Annotated in this window: 16 protein-coding genes; 15 read left to right on the top strand and 1 reads right to left on the bottom strand. The window is 70.9% G+C overall.

The genetic code is table 11. The features are described 5' to 3' along the window. The first annotated feature begins 47 nt into the window (after positions 1–47). The 9 genes from mltG to nusB all read left to right on the top strand — a co-directional run bounded on the left by mltG (position 48) and on the right by nusB (position 9,022). A complete protein-coding gene (gene mltG / locus AB0P24_RS00720) occupies positions 48–1,769 on the top strand; it encodes an endolytic transglycosylase MltG (protein ID WP_365789600.1) in 1,722 nt (573 codons plus the stop codon). Next, on the top strand, positions 1,750–2,589 hold the full coding sequence (locus tag AB0P24_RS00715) for a shikimate dehydrogenase (RefSeq protein ID WP_365789597.1): 840 nt from the start codon (positions 1,750–1,752) through the stop codon (positions 2,587–2,589). Before mltG ends, AB0P24_RS00715 begins: the two co-directional genes overlap by 20 nt. 244 nt (positions 2,590–2,833) lie before the next feature. After that, positions 2,834–4,018, top strand: a complete 1,185-nt coding sequence (aroC, locus tag AB0P24_RS00710) for a chorismate synthase (RefSeq protein WP_365789595.1) — start codon at positions 2,834–2,836, stop codon at positions 4,016–4,018. Between the two features lie 32 nt (positions 4,019–4,050). Further along, the gene (locus AB0P24_RS00705; protein ID WP_365790146.1) at positions 4,051–4,533 is read left to right on the top strand and encodes a shikimate kinase; all 483 of its coding nucleotides are present in this window, start codon (positions 4,051–4,053) and stop codon (positions 4,531–4,533) included. Then, positions 4,530–5,621 carry a 3-dehydroquinate synthase gene (aroB, locus tag AB0P24_RS00700; RefSeq protein WP_365789594.1) on the top strand — a complete coding sequence of 364 codons (1,092 nt, stop codon included), beginning with the start codon at positions 4,530–4,532 and terminating at the stop codon, positions 5,619–5,621. Before AB0P24_RS00705 ends, aroB begins: the two co-directional genes overlap by 4 nt. Positions 5,622–5,763: 142 nt before the next feature. Further along, positions 5,764–6,588: a Pro-rich N-terminal domain-containing protein gene (locus AB0P24_RS00695; RefSeq protein WP_365789592.1), complete on the top strand. Its 825-nt coding sequence runs from the start codon at positions 5,764–5,766 to the stop codon at positions 6,586–6,588. A gap of 274 nt (positions 6,589–6,862) precedes the next feature. Beyond that, positions 6,863–7,969 (top strand): aminopeptidase P family protein, encoded by a 1,107-nt coding sequence (locus AB0P24_RS00690; protein ID WP_365789590.1) that lies wholly within the window; start codon positions 6,863–6,865, stop codon positions 7,967–7,969. Positions 7,970–8,021: 52 nt separating this feature from the next. Next, on the top strand, positions 8,022–8,588 hold the full coding sequence (efp, locus tag AB0P24_RS00685; protein ID WP_046726575.1) for an elongation factor P: 567 nt from the start codon (positions 8,022–8,024) through the stop codon (positions 8,586–8,588). 2 nt (positions 8,589–8,590) lie between these two features. After that, positions 8,591–9,022: a transcription antitermination factor NusB gene (gene nusB, locus AB0P24_RS00680; RefSeq protein ID WP_365789588.1), complete on the top strand. Its 432-nt coding sequence runs from the start codon at positions 8,591–8,593 to the stop codon at positions 9,020–9,022. A gap of 256 nt (positions 9,023–9,278) precedes the next feature. On the opposite strand, the gene bldD is transcribed toward nusB, so the two are convergent. Beyond that, positions 9,279–9,782, bottom strand: a complete 504-nt coding sequence (gene bldD / locus AB0P24_RS00675) for a transcriptional regulator BldD (RefSeq protein ID WP_014671524.1) — start codon at positions 9,780–9,782, stop codon at positions 9,279–9,281. A gap of 252 nt (positions 9,783–10,034) precedes the next feature. On the opposite strand from bldD, the gene pyrR reads away from it, so the two are divergent. From pyrR to carB, 6 genes are all read left to right on the top strand, one after another. Further along, complete coding sequence (gene pyrR / locus AB0P24_RS00670; protein WP_365789586.1) at positions 10,035–10,634, top strand: bifunctional pyr operon transcriptional regulator/uracil phosphoribosyltransferase PyrR; 600 nt, start codon at positions 10,035–10,037, stop codon at positions 10,632–10,634. Between the two features lie 84 nt (positions 10,635–10,718). After that, positions 10,719–11,699, top strand: coding sequence for an aspartate carbamoyltransferase catalytic subunit (locus AB0P24_RS00665; RefSeq protein WP_365789584.1), 981 nt, complete (start codon positions 10,719–10,721; stop codon positions 11,697–11,699). Positions 11,700–11,704: 5 nt separating this feature from the next. Beyond that, positions 11,705–12,991: a dihydroorotase gene (locus AB0P24_RS00660; RefSeq protein ID WP_365789582.1), complete on the top strand. Its 1,287-nt coding sequence runs from the start codon at positions 11,705–11,707 to the stop codon at positions 12,989–12,991. After that, complete coding sequence (locus tag AB0P24_RS00655; protein WP_365789581.1) at positions 12,988–13,557, top strand: hypothetical protein; 570 nt, start codon at positions 12,988–12,990, stop codon at positions 13,555–13,557. The genes AB0P24_RS00660 and AB0P24_RS00655 overlap by 4 nt, the downstream gene beginning before the upstream one ends. Continuing rightward, complete coding sequence (gene carA, locus AB0P24_RS00650; RefSeq protein WP_365789579.1) at positions 13,554–14,696, top strand: glutamine-hydrolyzing carbamoyl-phosphate synthase small subunit; 1,143 nt, start codon at positions 13,554–13,556, stop codon at positions 14,694–14,696. The genes AB0P24_RS00655 and carA overlap by 4 nt, the downstream gene beginning before the upstream one ends. Beyond that, positions 14,689–17,997: a carbamoyl-phosphate synthase large subunit gene (gene carB, locus AB0P24_RS00645; RefSeq protein WP_365789577.1), complete on the top strand. Its 3,309-nt coding sequence runs from the start codon at positions 14,689–14,691 to the stop codon at positions 17,995–17,997. Before carA ends, carB begins: the two co-directional genes overlap by 8 nt. Positions 17,998–18,096: the final 99 nt, after the last annotated feature.

Raw genomic sequence — 18,096 nt, 5'->3', positions numbered from 1 at the left:
CGGCCCACCAGCCGCGTGACGCGCCGCCTCGCGGCTCTAGGGGATCGATGACTGAGTATGGCCGGGGCCCAGGCTCCGAACCGTGGCATCCGGAGGACCCGTTGTACGGGGACGACGGATGGGGACAGCAGGCCCACGTGGGCCAGCAGTCCCCCTACGGCGGCCAGCCGCAGTACTACCCGCAGCAGCCGCAGCAGCAGTACGGCGACTGGAGCCAGCACCCGCAGGGCGGGTACGACCAGCAGCAGTACGCGTACTACGACGAACAGGGCCAGCTCCAGTACACCGACGGGAACGGGCAGCAGCAGTACGACCAGCAGTACGACCAGCAGTACGTCGGACATGCTCCGCAGCAGTACCACCAGGGCACCTGGGACGCGACCGGCACCCATGGCCACGTTCCTTACGCCGCCGACCCCGGCGACCCCTACGGCCAGCAGCCCGTGGCCTACGGCAGCGAGCAGCCCGACTTCTACGGCACCGAGGACGCCTACCCGCCCCCCGAGCCGCCCGGCCGCCGGCGCCCCGAGCCGGAACCGGAGCCCGCCGTCGAGGAGGAGGAAGGGCAGCACCCCTTCTTCACGGGCGCCGACGACGACGACGGCGATGACGACGACGGCGACGACGACTCGAAAGGACGCCGCGGTGGTGGCCGCGGCAAGGACGCCAAAGGCGGCAAGGGCGCCAAGAAGCGCCGCAGCGGCTGCGCCTGCCTGGTGGTCTGCCTGGTCTTCGGCGGCGGCGCGGCCACCGTCGCCTACTTCGGCTGGCACTTCTACCAAAATCGTTTCGGCGCGGCCCCGGACTACGCGGGCAGCGGCAGCTCCGAGACCGTGACCGTCCAGATTCCCAAGGGCGCGGGCGGATACGAGATCGGCCGTCGGCTGAAGGAGGCCGGCGTCGTCAAGAGCGTCGACGCGTTCGTCCACGCGCAGACGCAGAATCCGAAGGGCAACACGATCCAGGCGGGTGCCTACACCCTCAAGAAGGAGATGTCCGCCGCCAGTTGCGTGCTGCTGATGCTCGACCCGAAGAGCCAGGCCAATGTGGTGGTCACCCCGGGTGAGCGTGCCGCGCGAGTCTATGTGGCCCTCGACAAGAAACTCGGCCTTTCCGCCGGTACCTCCAAGAAGGTCGCCAGGGCCGAATACAAGAACCTCGGTCTGCCGAGTTACGCGAACACCAACAGCAAGATCATGGACCCGCTGGAGGGCTTCCTCTACCCGGGCACCTATCCCGCGGCCAAGGGCATGAAGCCCGACGCGATCCTGAAACAGATGGTCGCCGCGGCCAAGGAGGAGTACGCCACCTACGACCTCGCGGCGGAGGCCAAGAAGTACAACCTGGACAACCCGCTGCAGGTCATCACGGTCGCGAGCCTCGTCCAGGCCGAAGGCAAGACGCACGACGACTTCCGCAAGATGGCGGAGGTGGTCTACAACCGTCTCAAGTCCACGAACACCGAGACCAACCAGTTGCTGCAATTCGACTCGACCTTCAACTACTTGAAGGGCACCAGCAACATCCACATCAGCGAGTCGGAGATCAACAGCAACAGGGACCCGTACAACACCTACACCCAAAAGGGGCTTCCGCCCGGTCCGATCGGCAACCCCGGCGAGGACGCGCTGAAGGCGGCACTGAATCCGACCGACGACGGCTGGATGTATTTCGTGGCGACCGACGGCGTGAACAACACCGAATTCGCCAAGACCAACGCCGAATTCGAGAAGCTCAAGGAAAAGTTCAATGCCAACTCGGGCAACTGATGCCCGCCGGGCCGCTGTGCTCGGTAAGCCCATCGCCCACTCCCTCTCTCCGGTGCTGCACCGGGCCGCGTACGACGCACTCGGACTCACCGACTGGTCGTACGAGCGCTTCGAGATCGACGAGGCCGCACTGCCCGGCTTCTTCGAGGAGCTGGGGCCGGAGTGGGCGGGGCTGTCGCTGACCATGCCGCTGAAGCGGGCGGTCATCCCGCTGGTCGACGAGATCAGCGAGACGGCCGCCTCCGTCGACGCGGTCAACACCGTCGTCTTCACCGAGGACGGCCGTCGGCTCGGGGACAACACCGACATCCCGGGCATGGTTGCCGCGCTCCGCGAGCACGGCATCGAACAGGTCGACTCCGCCGCGATCCTCGGCGCCGGGGCCACCGCCTCCTCGGCACTGGCCGCGCTGGCCCGGATCTGCACCGGCGAGGTCGTCGTCCACGTCCGCAGCGCGGAGCGCGCCGCCGAGATGAGGCACTGGGGTGAACGGCTCGACGTCGAGGTCCGCATCGCCGACTGGGCCGACGCCGAACAGGCCCTGCGCGCCCCCCTGGTGATCGCCACCACCCCCGTCGGCGCCACCGACGCCCTCGCCGCCGCCGTACCCGAACGCCCCACCACCCTCTTCGACGTCCTCTACCACCCCTGGCCCACCGCCCTGGCCGCCCGCTGGTCCATGTTCGGGGGCGCCGTGGTCAGCGGCCTCGACCTGCTGGTGCACCAGGCCGTGCTCCAGGTCGAGCAGATGACCGGCCGCACCCCCGCGCCATTGGACGCCATGCGCCTGGCCGGGGAGAAGGCGCTCGCCGAGAGCTGAGGATTCCGCTGAGGGTGCGGCGCGGGCCCCGTTCGCCCGCGGCGCCCTCATGGCTGGTCGCGCCCGCCCGGGCGCGGACTCGGCAGATCCGCGTCCGACTGCTGGACCGGCAGCCGGGTCGGGCGCCCGGACGTGGGAGGATCGGAGGTGGCGGACCAGGGCCCGCGCACCCGGTCGGCCGTCGCCGTACGCGAGGACACGCGTACGCAGGGCAGTACCAGGGCGCGAGCACTGAGGAGCATCGTTGAGCAGGCTGCGTTGGCTGACCGCGGGGGAGTCCCACGGTCCCGCCCTTGTCGCGACGCTGGAGGGCCTTCCCGCCGGCGTGCCGATCACGACCGAGATGGTCGCCGACCACCTGGCGCGACGGCGGCTCGGCTATGGCCGCGGTGCGCGGATGAAGTTCGAGCGTGACGACGTCACCTTCCTCGGCGGTGTCCGGCACGGCCTGACCCTCGGCTCACCGGTCGCGATCATGGTGGGCAACAGCGAGTGGCCCAAGTGGGAGCAGGTCATGGCGGCCGACCCGGTCGACCCGGAGATCCTCGCCGGACTCGCCCGCAACGCCCCGCTGACCCGGCCCCGTCCCGGCCACGCCGACCTCGCCGGCATGCAGAAGTACGGCTTCGACGAGGCCCGTCCGGTCCTGGAGCGCGCTTCCGCCCGGGAGACCGCGGCCCGCGTGGCGCTCGGCGCCGTCGCCCGGTCGTACCTGAAGGAGACGGCCGGCATCGAGATCGTCTCGCACGTCGTCGAACTGTGCTCGGTGAAGGCCCCGGGCGGCGTCTACCCCACCCCGGCCGACGTCGAGAAGCTGGACGCCGACCCGCTGCGCTGCCTGGACGCCGACACGTCGAAGGCGATGGTCGCGGAGGTCGACCAGGCCCACAAGGACGGCGACACCCTCGGCGGTGTGGTCGAGGTGCTGGCCTACGGCGTCCCCGTCGGCCTCGGCTCGCACGTCCACTGGGACCGCAAACTGGACGCCCGCCTCGCCGGTGCCCTCATGGGCATCCAGGCGATCAAGGGCGTCGAGATCGGTGACGGCTTCGAGCTGGCCCGGGTGCCCGGCTCCAAGGCCCACGACGAGATCGTCGGCACCCCGGAGGGCATCCGCCGCGTCTCCGGCCGGGCCGGCGGTACCGAGGGCGGCCTGTCCACCGGTGAGCTGCTCCGGGTCCGGGCCGCGATGAAGCCCATCGCGACCGTGCCGCGCGCCCTGCGGACCGTCGACGTGACGACCGGCGAGGCCACCCAGGCCCACCACCAGCGCTCCGACGTCTCCGCCGTGCCGGCCGCCGGCATCGTCGCCGAGGCCATGGTCGCGCTCGTCCTCGCGGACGCCGTCGCCGAGAAGTTCGGCGGCGACTCGGTGACCGAGACCCGGCGCAACGTGCGGTCCTACCTCGACCACCTGGCCATCCGGTGACCGGCACGCCGAGAGTGGTGCTGGTCGGGCCGATGGGTGTCGGCAAGTCCACGGTCGGGCAGCTGCTCGCCGAGCGGCTCGGCGTCGGCTACCGGGACACCGACGAGGACATCGTGGCCGCCGAGGGCCGCACCGTCGCCGACATCTTCGTGGCCGAGGGCGAGCCGGTGTTCCGGGAGATCGAGAAGCGGGCCGTGCGGGCGGCGCTGGCCGAGCACGAGGGTGTCCTCGCGCTCGGCGGCGGCGCGATCCTCGACGCGGAGACCCGCGGCCTGCTCGCCGGGCGCCGGGTGGTCTACCTCTCGATGGACGTCGAGGAGGCCGTCAGGCGCACCGGCCTGAACGCGGCCCGGCCGCTGCTCGCCATCAACCCGCGCAAGCAGTGGCGCGAGCTGATGGAAGCCCGGCGGCACCTGTACGAGGAGGTCGCCACCGCCGTCGTCGCGACCGACGGCCGTACGCCCGAAGAGGTCACCCAAGCAGCCCTGGACGCACTGGAGTTGAAGGAAGCATGAGCGAGGCAGTCACCCGGATCCAGGTCGGCGGCACGGCGGGCACCGAGCCGTACGAGGTCCTGGTGGGCCGTCAGCTCCTCGGTGAGCTGGGCGGACTGATCGGGGACAAGGCCCAGCGGGTCGCCGTGATCCACCCCGAGGCGCTCGCCGAGACCGGGGACGCGCTCCGCGCCGACCTGGCCGGACAGGGCTACGAGGCCGTCGCCATCCAGGTGCCGAACGCGGAGGAGGCCAAGACCGCCGAGGTCGCCGCCTACTGCTGGAAGGCGCTCGGCCAGTCCGGCTTCACCCGCTCCGACGCCGTCGTCGGCGTGGGCGGCGGCTCCACCACGGACCTGGCCGGTTTCGTGGCCGCCACCTGGCTGCGCGGGGTGCGCTGGATCGCCGTTCCCACGACGGTGCTGGCCATGGTCGACGCGGCGGTGGGCGGAAAGACCGGCATCAACACGGCCGAGGGCAAGAACCTGGTGGGCGCCTTCCACCCCCCGGCGGGTGTCCTCTGCGACCTCGCCGCCCTGGACTCGCTGCCCGTCAACGACTACGTCTCCGGGCTCGCCGAGATCGTCAAGGCGGGCTTCATCGCCGACCCGGTGATCCTGGAGCTCATCGAGTCCGACCCCGAGGCCGCGCGCACCCCGGCAGGCCCGCACACCGCCGAGCTGATCGAGCGCTCCATCCGGGTCAAGGCCGAGGTCGTCTCCTCCGATCTCAAGGAATCGGGCCTGCGTGAGATCCTGAACTACGGCCACACCCTCGGCCACGCCATCGAGAAGAACGAGCGCTACAAGTGGCGGCACGGCGCCGCGGTCGCCGTCGGCATGCACTTCGCCGCCGAGCTGGGCCGGCTGGCCGGACGCCTGGACGACGCGACGGCCGACCGCCACCGCACGGTCCTGGAGTCCGTCGGCCTCCCGCTGCACTACCGCTACGACCAGTGGCCCAAGCTGGTCGAGACGATGAAGGTCGACAAGAAGTCCCGCGGCAACCTGCTCCGCTTCATCGTCCTCGACGGTCTCGCCAAGCCGACCGTTCTGGAGGGCCCCGACCCGGCCGTCCTCCTCGCCGCTTACGGCGAGGTCGGGCAGTAAGTCCGACGCTGTTCCTTCCGCCCGATTCACCCTGCGGGACGGGCACTTCGGACCGCCCCCGGCCGTTTCACCAAACGACGACCGGGGGCGGTACCGTTCGGTAACGAGCGTGGCCGAACATGACGAGACGGAGTGGCACCGGATGCAGCACGCAGTGGGATCTCCGCTGCCGCCGCCCCATCAGCCGGGGCAGGGACCGACCGGCTGGCAGCCGGCCGCACACCACCCGGGACCGCCGCAGGGCCCCGCGCCCGTGCCGCCCCCGCCGCCCGCGCCTCCGCAGCCTCCGCTCCCCCCGCTTCCCTCGGTTCCACCGCCGCCCGACACCACGGGCCACGTCCCGCTGCCGGCGGGCGCACCGGTGGGCATGCCGAGTCCGCCTCCCGCCGTGACGGTCCCCGATCCGACGACCACCACGCTGGCCGTCCTCCTGATCGGGCCGGCCGGTGCGGGCAAGACCAGCGTGGCCAAGTACTGGGCCGACCACCGCCGGGTCCCCACCGCCCACATCAGCCTCGACGACGTCCGCGAATGGGTCCGCTCCGGCTTCGCCGACCCCCAGTCCGGGTGGAACGACCACTCCGAGGCCCAGTACCGCCTCGCCCGCCGCACCTGCGGCTTCGCCGCGCGCAACTTCCTGGCCAACGGCATCTCGTGCATCCTCGACGACGCGGTCTTCCCGGACCGCCCGGTCGTCGGCCTCGGCGGCTGGAAGCGGCACGTCGGCCCCGGCCTGCTGCCGGTCGTTCTCCTGCCCGGCCTCGACATAGTCCTGGAGCGCAACGCGGAACGCACCGGCAACCGTCGCCTCACCGACGAGGAGGTGGCCCGCATCCACGGCCGCATGGCGGGCTGGTACGGCTCCGGTCTCCCCATCATCGACAATTCGCAGCTGGATGTGCCGGGAACGGCGAGGGTCCTGGACGAGGTCCTGGCACGGGCGATAGCGAGCCCGCCGAGCTGGTAGACGGGGGAGACCGCACCCGCCTGCGTTGTCAGGGGCGGGGGGAAACTGCGCGAGTACCCCCACCGGCCCGCAGCCGGGGGACGGCTCGCGGTATCGGGGGCGCGGGGAACTGCGCGAGTACCCCCACCGGCCCGCAGCCGGGGGACGGCTCGCGGTGTCAGGGGCGCGGGGAACTGCGCACACATCCACGGACCCGCACCCCGCAACGGCGCCCCACCACCCCACTCGGCCCCCTCAACCGGCACAAAACGCCCAACCCTCCTACGCTCGACTCATGTCAGACGTGTACGCGGCCCGCCGAACCAGGCTGAGGGAACGCTGCCACGCGGTCGGCAGCCAGTCCGCCGTCATCTCACACCCGGCCAACGTGAGATACCTCGCCGGCGCCGCACCCCACGGCTCCGTCCTGCTCCTCGGCGAGCGCGAGGACGTCCTCGTCTGCCCCGGCCCGCTGGACGACCGCGCCGCCGAGGCCCGCCCCGACGAGTCCCTGCGGCCCCACCTCCTGGCAGCTCCCGGCGGCGACCCCGCCGTCGCCGCCGCCGACCTCGCCGCCGCCCAGGACACCGACGCCCTCGCCGTCGAGGAGCACCACCTCACCGTGGCCCGGCACCGCGCCCTCGCCTCGGTCGCGCCCCGCCTGCGCCTGACCGACCTGGGCAGCGCCGTCGAGCAGCTCAGGGTCGTCAAGGACGAGGAGGAGATCTCCTGCCTCCGCGTCGGCGCCGAGATCGCCGACCAGGCCCTCGGCGAGCTCCTGGAGTCGATCCTCGTCGGCCGTACCGAACGGCACCTCGCCCTGGAACTGGAGCGCCGCCTGGTCGACCACGGCGCCGACGGCGCGGCCTTCCCCACCTCCGTGGCCACCGGTCCGAACTCCGGCCGCCGCGGCCACCGCCCCACCGACCGGCGGGTCGAGGAGGGCGACTTCCTGACGGTCTGTCTCGGCGCCACCTACCGCGGCTACCGCTGCGAGATCGGCCGTACCTTCGTCATCGGCACCACGCCCGCCGACTGGCAGATCGAGCTCTACGACCTCGTCTTCGGCGCCCAGCGAGCCGGCCGGGAGAGCCTCGTGCCCGGCGCCGCCTGCCGCGACGTCGACCGCGCCGCCCGCCAGGTCCTGGACTCCGCGGGCTACGCCTCGGGCCTGCAGCCCCTCACCGGACACGGCGTCGGACTCGAAATCGACGAGGACCCGCAGCTCGCCCCCGCGGCCATGGGTAAACTGGACGCTTGCGTGCCGGTCACCGTCGAACCGGGGGTCCACCTCCCGGGCCGGGGCGGCGTCCGGATCGATGACACGCTCGTCGTGCGCCCCGAGGCGGACGGCGGACCCGAGCTACTCACCATCACGACCAAGGAGCTGCTCGCACTCTAGGCAAGGTGCGTGCCCCAGGGTCGTCCACGTCAGTCCAGGAGATTCCGCAACCGTGGCTTCCACGAACGACCTCAAGAACGGCCTGGTGCTCAAGCTCGAAGGCGGCCAGCTCTGGTCCGTCGTCGAGTTCCAGCACGTCAAGCCCGGCAAGGGCCCCGCTTTCGTGCGCACCAAGCTCAAGAACGTGCTGTCCGGCAAGGTCGTCGACAAGACCTTCAACGCCGGCGTCAAGGTCGAGACGGCCACTGTCGACAAGCGCGACATGCAGTTCTCGTACATGGACGGCGAGTACTTCGTGTTCATGGACATGGACACGTACGACCAGCTGCACATCGACCGGAAGACCGTCGGCGACGCCGCGAACTTCCTGATCGAGGGCTTCACGGCCGTCGTCGCCCAGCATGAGGGCGAGGTGCTCTTCGTCGAGCTCCCGGCCGCCGTCGAGCTGACCATCCAGGAGACCGAGCCGGGCGTCCAGGGCGACCGCTCCACCGGCGGCACCAAGCCGGCCACCCTGGAGACCGGCCACCAGATCCAGGTCCCGCTCTTCATCACCACCGGTGAGAAGATCAAGGTCGACACCCGCACGAGCGACTACCTCGGCCGGGTGAACAGCTAACCGTGGCTGCCCGCAACACGGCCCGCAAGCGCGCCTTCCAGATCCTCTTCGAGGGCGACCAGCGCGGGGCCGATGTCCTGACCGTCCTCGCGGACTGGATCCGGCTGTCCAGGGACGACACCCGGCAGCCCCCGGTGAGCGAGTACACCATGCAGCTGGTCGAGGGGTACGCCGGGCACACCAAGCGTATCGACGAGCTGATCGCCCAGTACGCGGTCGGCTGGACGCTGGACCGGATGCCGGTCGTCGACCGGAACCTTCTGCGCCTCGGCGCCTACGAGCTGATCTGGGTGGACGAGACGCCGGACGCCGTCGTCCTCGACGAGATGGTGCAACTCGCCAAGGAGTTCTCGACGGACGAGTCGCCCGCGTTCGTGAACGGGCTTCTGGGGCGTCTGAAGGAGCTGAAGCCGTCGCTGCGCCGCGAGGTGTGAGGCGACGACGACACGAACGCCGGAGGGCTTGCAGCGTGCCTTGCTGCGGGCCCTCCGGCGTTCGTGTGCCCAAGGGGGGCAGGTGGTGCGGGGCGGCGCGGTCGCGGGCCGCGCAGGGCTTGTCGCGCCCACGCGGCGGAGCCGCACATCAATACAGCCCCGCGCCCCTGCGGAGCGCTGAAAAGCCGCCGGGGTGGCCGGAACCGTCAAGTTCCAGCCACCCCGGCGGCACGTTTCTGCTCAGTCGGTGTGCGGGTCAGGCCTCTTCGTGGGTGGCCACCGCGCGGCGGGCGTCGGCGTCCAGGACGCCCCAGCTGATCAGCTGCTCGGTGAGGACCGAGGGGGACTGGTCGTAGATGACGGCCAGTGTGCGCAGGTCGTCCTGGCGGATCGACAGCACCTTGCCGTTGTAGTCACCGCGCTGGGACTGGATCGTCGCCGCGTAGCGCTGCAGCGGGCCCGCCTTCTCGGCCGGCACGGTGGCCAGCCGCTCCAGGTCGAGGACCAGCTTCGGCGGCGGCTCGGCGGCACCGCCGGGGGTGGTGCCAGGCAGCAGCTCCTGCACCGGGACCCCGTAGAAATCCGCCAACTCTGCAAGGCGCTGCACGGTCACGGCACGGTCGCCGCGCTCGTACGAACCGACCACCACGGCCTTCCAGCGGCCCTGTGACTTCTCCTCGACACCGTGGAGGGAAAGGCCCTGCTGGGTGCGGATGGCCCGGAGCTTGGCCCCGAGCTGTTTGGCGTATTCGCTGGACATATGGCTCCCCGGACACTGTGTCGACGCGGCCGGCCTTGGTTCCCGCCGCGCGGCTGGTAACTCACTGTGAGGTTACGCAGCGTTACACTGCTGCGTCAAGCCGAATGGTCCGCACCGACTCTTCCGTACCGGCGATGACCGATTACTCCAGGGGGGTGAATAGGGCCTCTCGGTCACCTGCTACCGTGGATGGCGCAAATCCGACGTCCTTTAAAGTCCGTCCCGTGAGGCGGAGAAGGGGGTCCGTTTCGTATGGACAAGCAGGAAAAGTTCGATCAGCGGGAACAGCCCGACGCCGCGGCGCAGGCTTCCGATGCGCGGCCCGTTCTCGAAGGCCCCGACATCGTGCGGGTGCTGACCCGCATCGCCCACGAGATCGTCGAGCGCGCCAAGGGCGCCGACGACGTGGTCCTCCTCGGGATCCCGACCCGGGGCGTCTTCCTCGCCCAGCGGCTCGCGGCCAAGCTGGAGCAGATCACCGACCGCAAGATGCCCGTCGGTTCGCTCGACATCACCATGTACCGCGACGACCTGCGCATGCACCCGCCGCGTGCGCTGGCCCGCACCGAGATCCCCGGTGACGGCATCGACGGCAGACTGGTGATCCTCGTCGACGACGTGCTCTTCTCCGGCCGCACCATCCGCGCCGCCCTCGACGCCCTGAACGACATCGGGCGCCCCCGCGCGGTCCAGCTCGCGGTCCTCGTCGACCGCGGCCACCGCGAACTGCCCATCCGCGCCGACTACGTCGGCAAGAACCTCCCCACGTCGCTGCGGGAGACGGTCAAGGTCCTGCTCGCCGAGGAGGACGGTCGCGACACCGTGCTGCTCGGCGCGAAGCAGACCTCCTAGCCGGCCGAGGGGCCGCGCCGCCGCGGTGCGCCCACGCCTGCCCGCAATCTCCCCATATGTGAACTGCCTTACGGAGCCTGACAGATGCAGCGTCATCTCATCTCGGCCGCCGACCTCACCCGCGACGACGCCGTCCTGATCCTCGACACCGCCGAGGAGATGGCCCGGGTCGCCGACCGGCCGATCAAGAAGCTGCCGACCCTGCGCGGCCGCACCGTCGTCAACCTCTTCTTCGAGGACTCGACCCGGACCCGGATCTCCTTCGAGGCCGCCGAGAAGCGCCTCTCCGCCGACGTCATCAACTTCACCGCCAAGGGGTCCAGCGTCTCCAAGGGCGAGTCCCTGAAGGACACCGCCCAGACCCTGGAGGCGATGGGCGTCGACGCCGTCGTCATCCGGCACGGCGCCTCCGGAGCGCCCTACCGGCTCGCCAACTCCGGCTGGATCGACGCGGCCGTCATCAACGCCGGCGACGGCACCCACCAGCACCCCACCCAGGCCCTCCTGGACGCCTTCACCATGCGCCGCCGCCTGGTCGGCCGGGACGCCGGGATAGGGCAGGACCTGGCCGGCAAGCGCATCACCATCGTCGGCGACGTCCTGCACAGCCGCGTCGCCCGCTCCAACGTCGACCTGCTGCACACCCTCGGCGCCGAGGTCACCCTGGTCGCCCCGCCCACCCTGGTGCCGGTCGGCGTCGAGAACTGGCCCTGCGAGGTGTCGTACGACCTCGACGCGGTCCTCCCCAAGTCCGACGCCGTGATGATGCTCCGCGTCCAGCGCGAGCGCATGAACGCCGCGTTCTTCCCGACCGAGCGCGAGTACTCGCGCCGCTACGGCCTCGACGGCGAGCGCATGGCGAAGACGCCCGAGCACGCCATCGTGATGCACCCCGGCCCGATGGTCCGCGGCATGGAGATCACCGCCGAGGTCGCCGACTCCGAGCGCTGCACCGTAGTCGAGCAGGTGGCGAACGGAGTCTCCATCCGGATGGCCGTTCTGTACCTCCTGCTCGGCGGCAACGAACCCGCCGTCAGCCACGCCCGCACCACCGAGGAGAAGTAAGACCCATGAGCAAGATCCTTATCCGTGGTGCGAAGGTGCTCGGCGGTGAGCCGCAGGACGTCCTGATCGACGGCGAGACGATCGAGGCGGTCGGCTCCGGGCTGTCCGCGGAGGGCGCGGACGTCGTCGAGGCCGCCGGCAAGGTGCTGCTGCCGGGCCTGGTCGACCTGCACACCCACCTGCGCGAACCCGGCCGCGAGGACTCCGAGACGGTCCTCACCGGCACCCGCGCGGCGGCCGGCGGCGGCTACACGGCCGTGTTCGCCATGGCCAACACCTTCCCGGTCGCCGACACCGCCGGCGTCGTCGAGCAGGTCTACCGGCTCGGCCAGGAGCACGGCTACTGCGACGTCCAGCCGATCGGCGCCGTCACCGTCGGCCTGGAGGGCAAGAAGCTCGCCGAGCTGGGCGCGATGCACGAGTCGGCCGCCGGGGTCACCGTCTTCTCCGACGACGGCAAGTGCGTGGACGACGCCGTGATCATGCGCCGTGCCCTGGAGTACGTGAAGGCCTTCGGCGGGGTCGTCGCCCAGCACGCGCAGGAGCCCCGGCTGACCGAGGGCGCCCAGATGAACGAGGGCGTGGTCTCCGCCGAGCTGGGGCTCGGGGGCTGGCCCGCGGTGGCCGAGGAATCGATCATCGCCCGGGACGTCCTGCTCGCCGAGCACGTCGGCTCCCGGGTCCACATCTGCCACCTCTCCACCGCCGGCTCCGTCGAGATCGTCCGCTGGGCCAAGTCCCGGGGCATCGACGTCACCGCCGAGGTCACCCCGCACCACCTGCTCCTCACCGACGAACTGGTGCGGTCGTACAACCCGGTCTACAAGGTCAACCCGCCGCTGCGCACCGAGCGGGACGTCCTCGCCCTGCGCGAGGCCCTCGCGGACGGCACGATCGACATCGTCGCCACCGACCACGCCCCGCACCCGCACGAGGACAAGGACTGCGAGTGGGCCGCCGCCGCGATGGGGATGGTGGGCCTGGAGACCGCGTTGTCGGTGGTCCAGGAGACCATGGTGGACACGGGCCTGCTGACCTGGGCCGGCGTCGCCGACCGCATGTCCTTCAAGCCCGCGCGGATCGGACAGGCCGCCGGTCACGGCCGTCCCGTCTCGGCTGGTGAGCCCGCCAACCTCACCCTCGTCGACACGGAATACCGTGGCCTGGTGGACCCCGCGGGCTTCGCCTCGCGCAGCCGCAACACCCCGTACGAGGGACGCGAGCTGCCGGGCCGTGTCACCCACACGTGGCTGCGGGGCAAGGCGACGCTCGTGGACGGGAAGCTGACGTGACACCTCTGATCCTGCTGGCCGACGAGAAGAAGTCGGCCGCGGTCACCGACTGGTCCGCCCGCATCGGCTGGCTCGTGGGCCTCGCCCTCTTCGTCGCGCTCGTCTACTGGCTGATGCGCGAGGGCTGGAAGTGGCGCGGCACCCTCCAGGGCGACCTCCCGGAGCTGCCCAGCGCGCCGGACGACCCCGGTGCCGTGAGACTGACGATGAGCGGCCGCTACCACGGCTCCACCACCGCCGGGCAGTGGCTGGACCGCATCGTGGCCCGCGGCCTCGGCTCCCGCAGCCGGGCCGAGCTCACGCTGACCGACGCGGGACTGCAGGTCGTACGCCCCGGCGCGACCGACTTCTTCATCCCCGCCGACGCGCTCCGCGAGGCCCTGCTCGGCAAGGGCATCGCGGGCAAGGTCCTCACCGAGGGCGGACTCCTCGTGGTGACCTGGGCGCACGGCGGCAAACTGATCGACTCCGGTTTCCGCTCGGACCACGCGGCCGAGCACACCGAGTGGGTCGACGCCATCAACTCCATGATCAAGACACCCAGCACGGAAGGCGCCGAACGATGACGACCTCCACAAGGGGAGCCGGCAAGGTTCCCGCGGTACTCGTCCTGGAGGACGGCCGGGTCTTCCGCGGCCGCGCCTACGGGGCCGTGGGGGAGACCTTCGGCGAGGCCGTGTTCTCCACCGGCATGACCGGCTACCAGGAGACCCTCACCGACCCGTCCTACGACCGCCAGATCGTGGTCGCCACCGCCCCGCAGATCGGCAACACGGGGTGGAACGACGAGGACGACGAGTCCAGCCGCATCTGGGTCTCCGGCTACGTGGTGCGCGACCCCGCGCGCGTGCCCTCCAACTGGCGCGCCAAGCGTTCGCTGGACGAGGAACTGGTCGCGCAGGGCGTGGTCGGCATCTCCGGGATCGACACCCGCGCCCTCACCCGCCACCTGCGCGAGCGCGGCTCCATGCGCGCAGGCGTCTTCTCGGGCGAGGCGATCGCCTCCGACCCCGAGCTCCTCGCGCGCGTGCAGGCCCAGCCGCACATGAAGGGCGCCTCGCTGTACGAGGAGGTCGCCACCAAGGAGGCCTACGTCGTCCCCGCGGTCGGCGTGAAGCGGTTCACCGTCGCCGCCGTCGACCTCGGCATCAAGGGCATGACCCCGCAGCGGATGGCCGAGCGCGGCATCGAGGTGCACGTGCTGCCCGCGACCGCCACCGAGGACGACGTGTACGCCGTCTCCCCGGACGGTGTGTTCTTCTCCAACGGCCCCGGCGACCCGGCCACGGCCGACGGCCCGGTGGCCCTGATGAGCGCCGTCCTGGAGCGGAAGACCCCGCTCTTCGGCATCTGCTTCGGCAACCAGATCCTCGGCCGCGCGCTCGGCTTCGGCACCTACAAGCTGAAGTACGGCCACCGGGGCATCAACCAGCCGGTGCAGGACCGTACGACCGGCAAGGTCGAGGTCACCGCCCACAACCACGGCTTCGCCGTGGACGCGCCGCTCGACAAGGTCAGCGAGACGAGGTTCGGCCGCGCCGAGGTCTCGCACGTCTGCCTGAACGACGACGTCGTGGAGGGGCTGCACCTGCTCGACCAGCCGGCCTTCTCCGTCCAGTACCACCCCGAAGCGGCAGCCGGCCCGCACGACGCCGCCTACCTGTTCGACCGCTTCGTTTCCCTGATGGAGGGCCAGCGTGCCTAAGCGCACCGATATCCAGTCCGTCCTGGTCATCGGCTCCGGCCCGATCGTCATCGGCCAGGCCGCCGAGTTCGACTACTCCGGCACCCAGGCCTGCCGCGTGCTGCGCGCCGAGGGCCTCAGGGTCGTCCTGGTCAACTCCAACCCGGCGACGATCATGACCGACCCGGAGATCGCCGACGCGACCTACGTCGAGCCGATCACCCCGGAGTTCGTCGAGAAGATCATCGCCAAGGAGCGCCCCGACGCCCTGCTGCCCACCCTGGGCGGCCAGACGGCCCTGAACACCGCGATCTCGCTCGACGAGAACGGTGTCCTGGCCAAGTACGGCGTCGAGCTGATCGGCGCCAACGTCGAAGCCATCAACAAGGGCGAGGACCGCGACCTCTTCAAGGGGGTCGTGGAAGAGGTCCGCAAGAAGATCGGGTACGGCGAGTCCGCCCGCTCGGTCATCTGCCACTCCATGGACGAGGTCCTCGCCGGTGTGGAGGAGCTCGGCGGCTACCCGGTCGTCGTCCGCCCCTCCTTCACCATGGGCGGCGCCGGCTCCGGTTTCGCCCACGACGAGGCGGAGCTGCGCCGCATCGCCGGCCAGGGCCTGACCCTCTCCCCGACCACCGAGGTGCTCCTGGAGGAGTCCATCCTCGGCTGGAAGGAGTACGAGCTGGAGCTGATGCGCGACAAGCACGACAACGTCGTGGTCGTCTGCTCCATCGAGAACTTCGACCCCATGGGCGTGCACACCGGCGACTCGATCACCGTCGCGCCCGCGATGACGCTGACCGACCGCGAGTACCAGATCCTGCGCGACATCGGCATCGCCGTCATCCGCGAGGTGGGCGTGGACACCGGCGGCTGCAACATCCAGTTCGCGGTCAACCCCGAGGACGGCCGGGTCATCGTCATCGAGATGAACCCGCGCGTGTCGCGGTCCTCGGCGCTCGCCTCCAAGGCGACCGGCTTCCCGATCGCGAAGATCGCGGCGAAGCTGGCCGTCGGCTACACCCTCGACGAAATCCCCAACGACATCACGCAGGAGACCCCGGCCTCCTTCGAGCCCACGCTCGACTACGTGGTCGTCAAGGCTCCGCGTTTCGCGTTCGAGAAGTTCCCGCAGGCCGACTCCACGCTGACCACCACCATGAAGTCGGTCGGCGAGGCGATGGCCATCGGCCGCAACTTCCCCGAGGCCTTCCAGAAGGCGCTGCGCTCGCTGGAGAAGAAGGGCAGCCAGTTCACCTTCGTCGGCGAGCCCGGCGACAAGCAGGCGCTGCTGCACGAGGCGGTACGGCCCACCGACGGCCGGATCAACACCGTCATGCAGGCCATCCGCGCGGGCGCCACCCCCGAGGAGGTCTTCGAGTTCACGAAGATCGACCCGTGGTTCGTGGACCAGCTCTTCCTGATCAAGGAGATCGCCGACGAGCTGGCCGAGGCGCCGGAGCTGACTGCCGGCCTGCTCGCCGACGCCAAGCGGCACGGTTTCTCCGACCAGCAGATCGGCGAGATCCGCGGGCTGCGCGAGGACGTGGTGCGCGAGGTCCGGCACGCGCTGGGCGTGCGCCCGGTCTACAAGACGGTCGACACCTGCGCCGCCGAGTTCGCCGCCAGGACGCCGTACTTCTACTCCTCCTACGACGAGGAGACCGAGGTCGCGCCGCGCGAGAAGCCGGCCGTCATCATCCTGGGCTCCGGTCCCAACCGCATCGGCCAGGGCATCGAGTTCGACTACTCGTGCGTGCACGCGTCCTTCGCGCTGAGCGACGCGGGCTACGAGACGGTGATGGTCAACTGCAACCCGGAGACCGTCTCCACCGACTACGACACCTCCGACCGGCTCTACTTCGAGCCGCTGACGCTGGAGGACGTGCTGGAGATCGTGCACGCCGAGCGGCAGGCGGGTCCGGTCGCCGGTGTGGTGGTCCAGCTGGGCGGCCAGACCCCGCTGGGCCTGTCGCAGGCGCTGAAGGACAACGGCGTGCCGATCGTCGGCACCTCCCCGGAGGCCATCCACGCGGCCGAGGACCGGGGCGCCTTCGGGCGCGTGCTGGCCGAGGCGGGCCTGCCGGCCCCCAAGCACGGCACGGCGACCACCTTCGCCGAGGCCAAGGCCATCGCCGACGAGATCGGCTACCCGGTGCTCGTGCGGCCCTCGTACGTCCTCGGCGGCCGCGGCATGGAGATCGTCTACGACGAGACCCGCCTCGCCACCTACATCGCCGAGTCCACCGAGATCAGCCCCTCCCGGCCGGTCCTGGTCGACCGGTTCCTGGACGACGCCATCGAGATCGACGTCGACGCCCTCTACGACGGCGAGGAGCTGTACCTCGGCGGCGTCATGGAGCACATCGAGGAGGCCGGCATCCACTCCGGCGACTCGGCGTGCGCCCTGCCCCCGATCACGCTCGGCGGCTTCGACATCAAGCGGCTGCGCGCCTCCACCGAGGCCATCGCGCGCGGGGTCGGCGTACGCGGTCTGATCAACATCCAGTTCGCGATGGCCGGGGACATCCTGTACGTCCTCGAGGCCAACCCGCGCGCGTCCCGCACGGTTCCCTTCACCTCGAAGGCGACCGCGGTGCCGCTGGCCAAGGCCGCCGCCCGGATCTCGTTGGGCGCGACCGTCGCCGAACTGCGCGCCGAAGGGCTGCTGCCGGCCCACGGCGACGGCGGCGAGCTGCCGTTCGACGCGCCGATCTCCGTCAAGGAAGCGGTCATGCCGTGGTCGCGGTTCCGTGACATCCAGGGCCGCGGCGTGGACACGGTCCTCGGCCCGGAGATGCGCTCCACCGGCGAGGTCATGGGCATCGACTCCGTCTTCGGCACGGCGTACGCCAAGTCGCAGGCCGGGGCGTACGGGCCGCTGCCCACCAAGGGACGCGCGTTCATCTCCGTCGCCAACCGCGACAAGCGCTCGATGATCTTCCCGGCGCGCGAGCTGGTCGCCCACGGCTTCGAGCTGCTGGCCACCTCCGGCACGGCCGAGGTGCTCAAGCGCAACGGCATCAACGCGACCGTGGTGCGCAAGCAGTCGGAGGGGACCGGCCCCAACGGCGAGAAGACGATCGTGCAGCTCGTCCACGACGGCGAGGTGGACCTCATCGTCAACACGCCGTACGGGACCGGGGGTCGTCTGGACGGGTACGAGATCCGGACGGCCGCGGTGGCGCGGTCGGTGCCGTGTCTGACGACCGTGCAGGCGCTGGCGGCGGCCGTGCAGGGGATCGACGCGCTGAACCACGGGGACGTGGGGGTGCGGTCGCTCCAGGAGCATGCGGAGCGGTTGACGGCCTTGCGGGACTGACAGGCCGTACTTCGGCCGCGGGCCGGCCGTGGCTGGTCGCGCCCACGCGGCGGAGCCGCACCTTGACAACTGCCCCGCGCCCCTGACGAGGCGCGTTGC

Source organism: Streptomyces sp. NPDC086519 (assembly GCF_040686075.1).
Taxonomy (GTDB): domain Bacteria; phylum Actinomycetota; class Actinomycetes; order Streptomycetales; family Streptomycetaceae; genus Streptomyces; species Streptomyces shenzhenensis.
Note: the sequence above shows the minus strand (reverse complement) of the source record. Positions and strands in the feature narration are given on the sequence as shown.

Excerpts from the sequence above, each read along its gene's own strand:
- mltG (WP_365789600.1), top strand. The coding sequence starts at position 48 with ATGACTGAGTATGGCCGGGGCCCAGGCTCCGAACCGTGGCATCCGGAG.
- AB0P24_RS00665 (WP_365789584.1), top strand. The coding sequence starts at position 10,719 with ATGCAGCGTCATCTCATCTCGGCCGCCGACCTCACCCGCGACGACGCC.
- AB0P24_RS00705 (WP_365790146.1), top strand. The coding sequence starts at position 4,051 with ATGGGTGTCGGCAAGTCCACGGTCGGGCAGCTGCTCGCCGAGCGGCTC.
- carA (WP_365789579.1), top strand. The coding sequence starts at position 13,554 with ATGACGACCTCCACAAGGGGAGCCGGCAAGGTTCCCGCGGTACTCGTC.
- pyrR (WP_365789586.1), top strand. The coding sequence starts at position 10,035 with ATGGACAAGCAGGAAAAGTTCGATCAGCGGGAACAGCCCGACGCCGCG.
- AB0P24_RS00690 (WP_365789590.1), top strand. The coding sequence starts at position 6,863 with ATGTCAGACGTGTACGCGGCCCGCCGAACCAGGCTGAGGGAACGCTGC.
- aroB (WP_365789594.1), top strand. The coding sequence starts at position 4,530 with ATGAGCGAGGCAGTCACCCGGATCCAGGTCGGCGGCACGGCGGGCACC.
- bldD (WP_014671524.1), bottom strand. The coding sequence starts at position 9,782 with ATGTCCAGCGAATACGCCAAACAGCTCGGGGCCAAGCTCCGGGCCATC.
- AB0P24_RS00695 (WP_365789592.1), top strand. The coding sequence starts at position 5,764 with ATGCAGCACGCAGTGGGATCTCCGCTGCCGCCGCCCCATCAGCCGGGG.
- AB0P24_RS00660 (WP_365789582.1), top strand. The coding sequence starts at position 11,705 with ATGAGCAAGATCCTTATCCGTGGTGCGAAGGTGCTCGGCGGTGAGCCG.
- AB0P24_RS00715 (WP_365789597.1), top strand. The coding sequence starts at position 1,750 with ATGCCAACTCGGGCAACTGATGCCCGCCGGGCCGCTGTGCTCGGTAAG.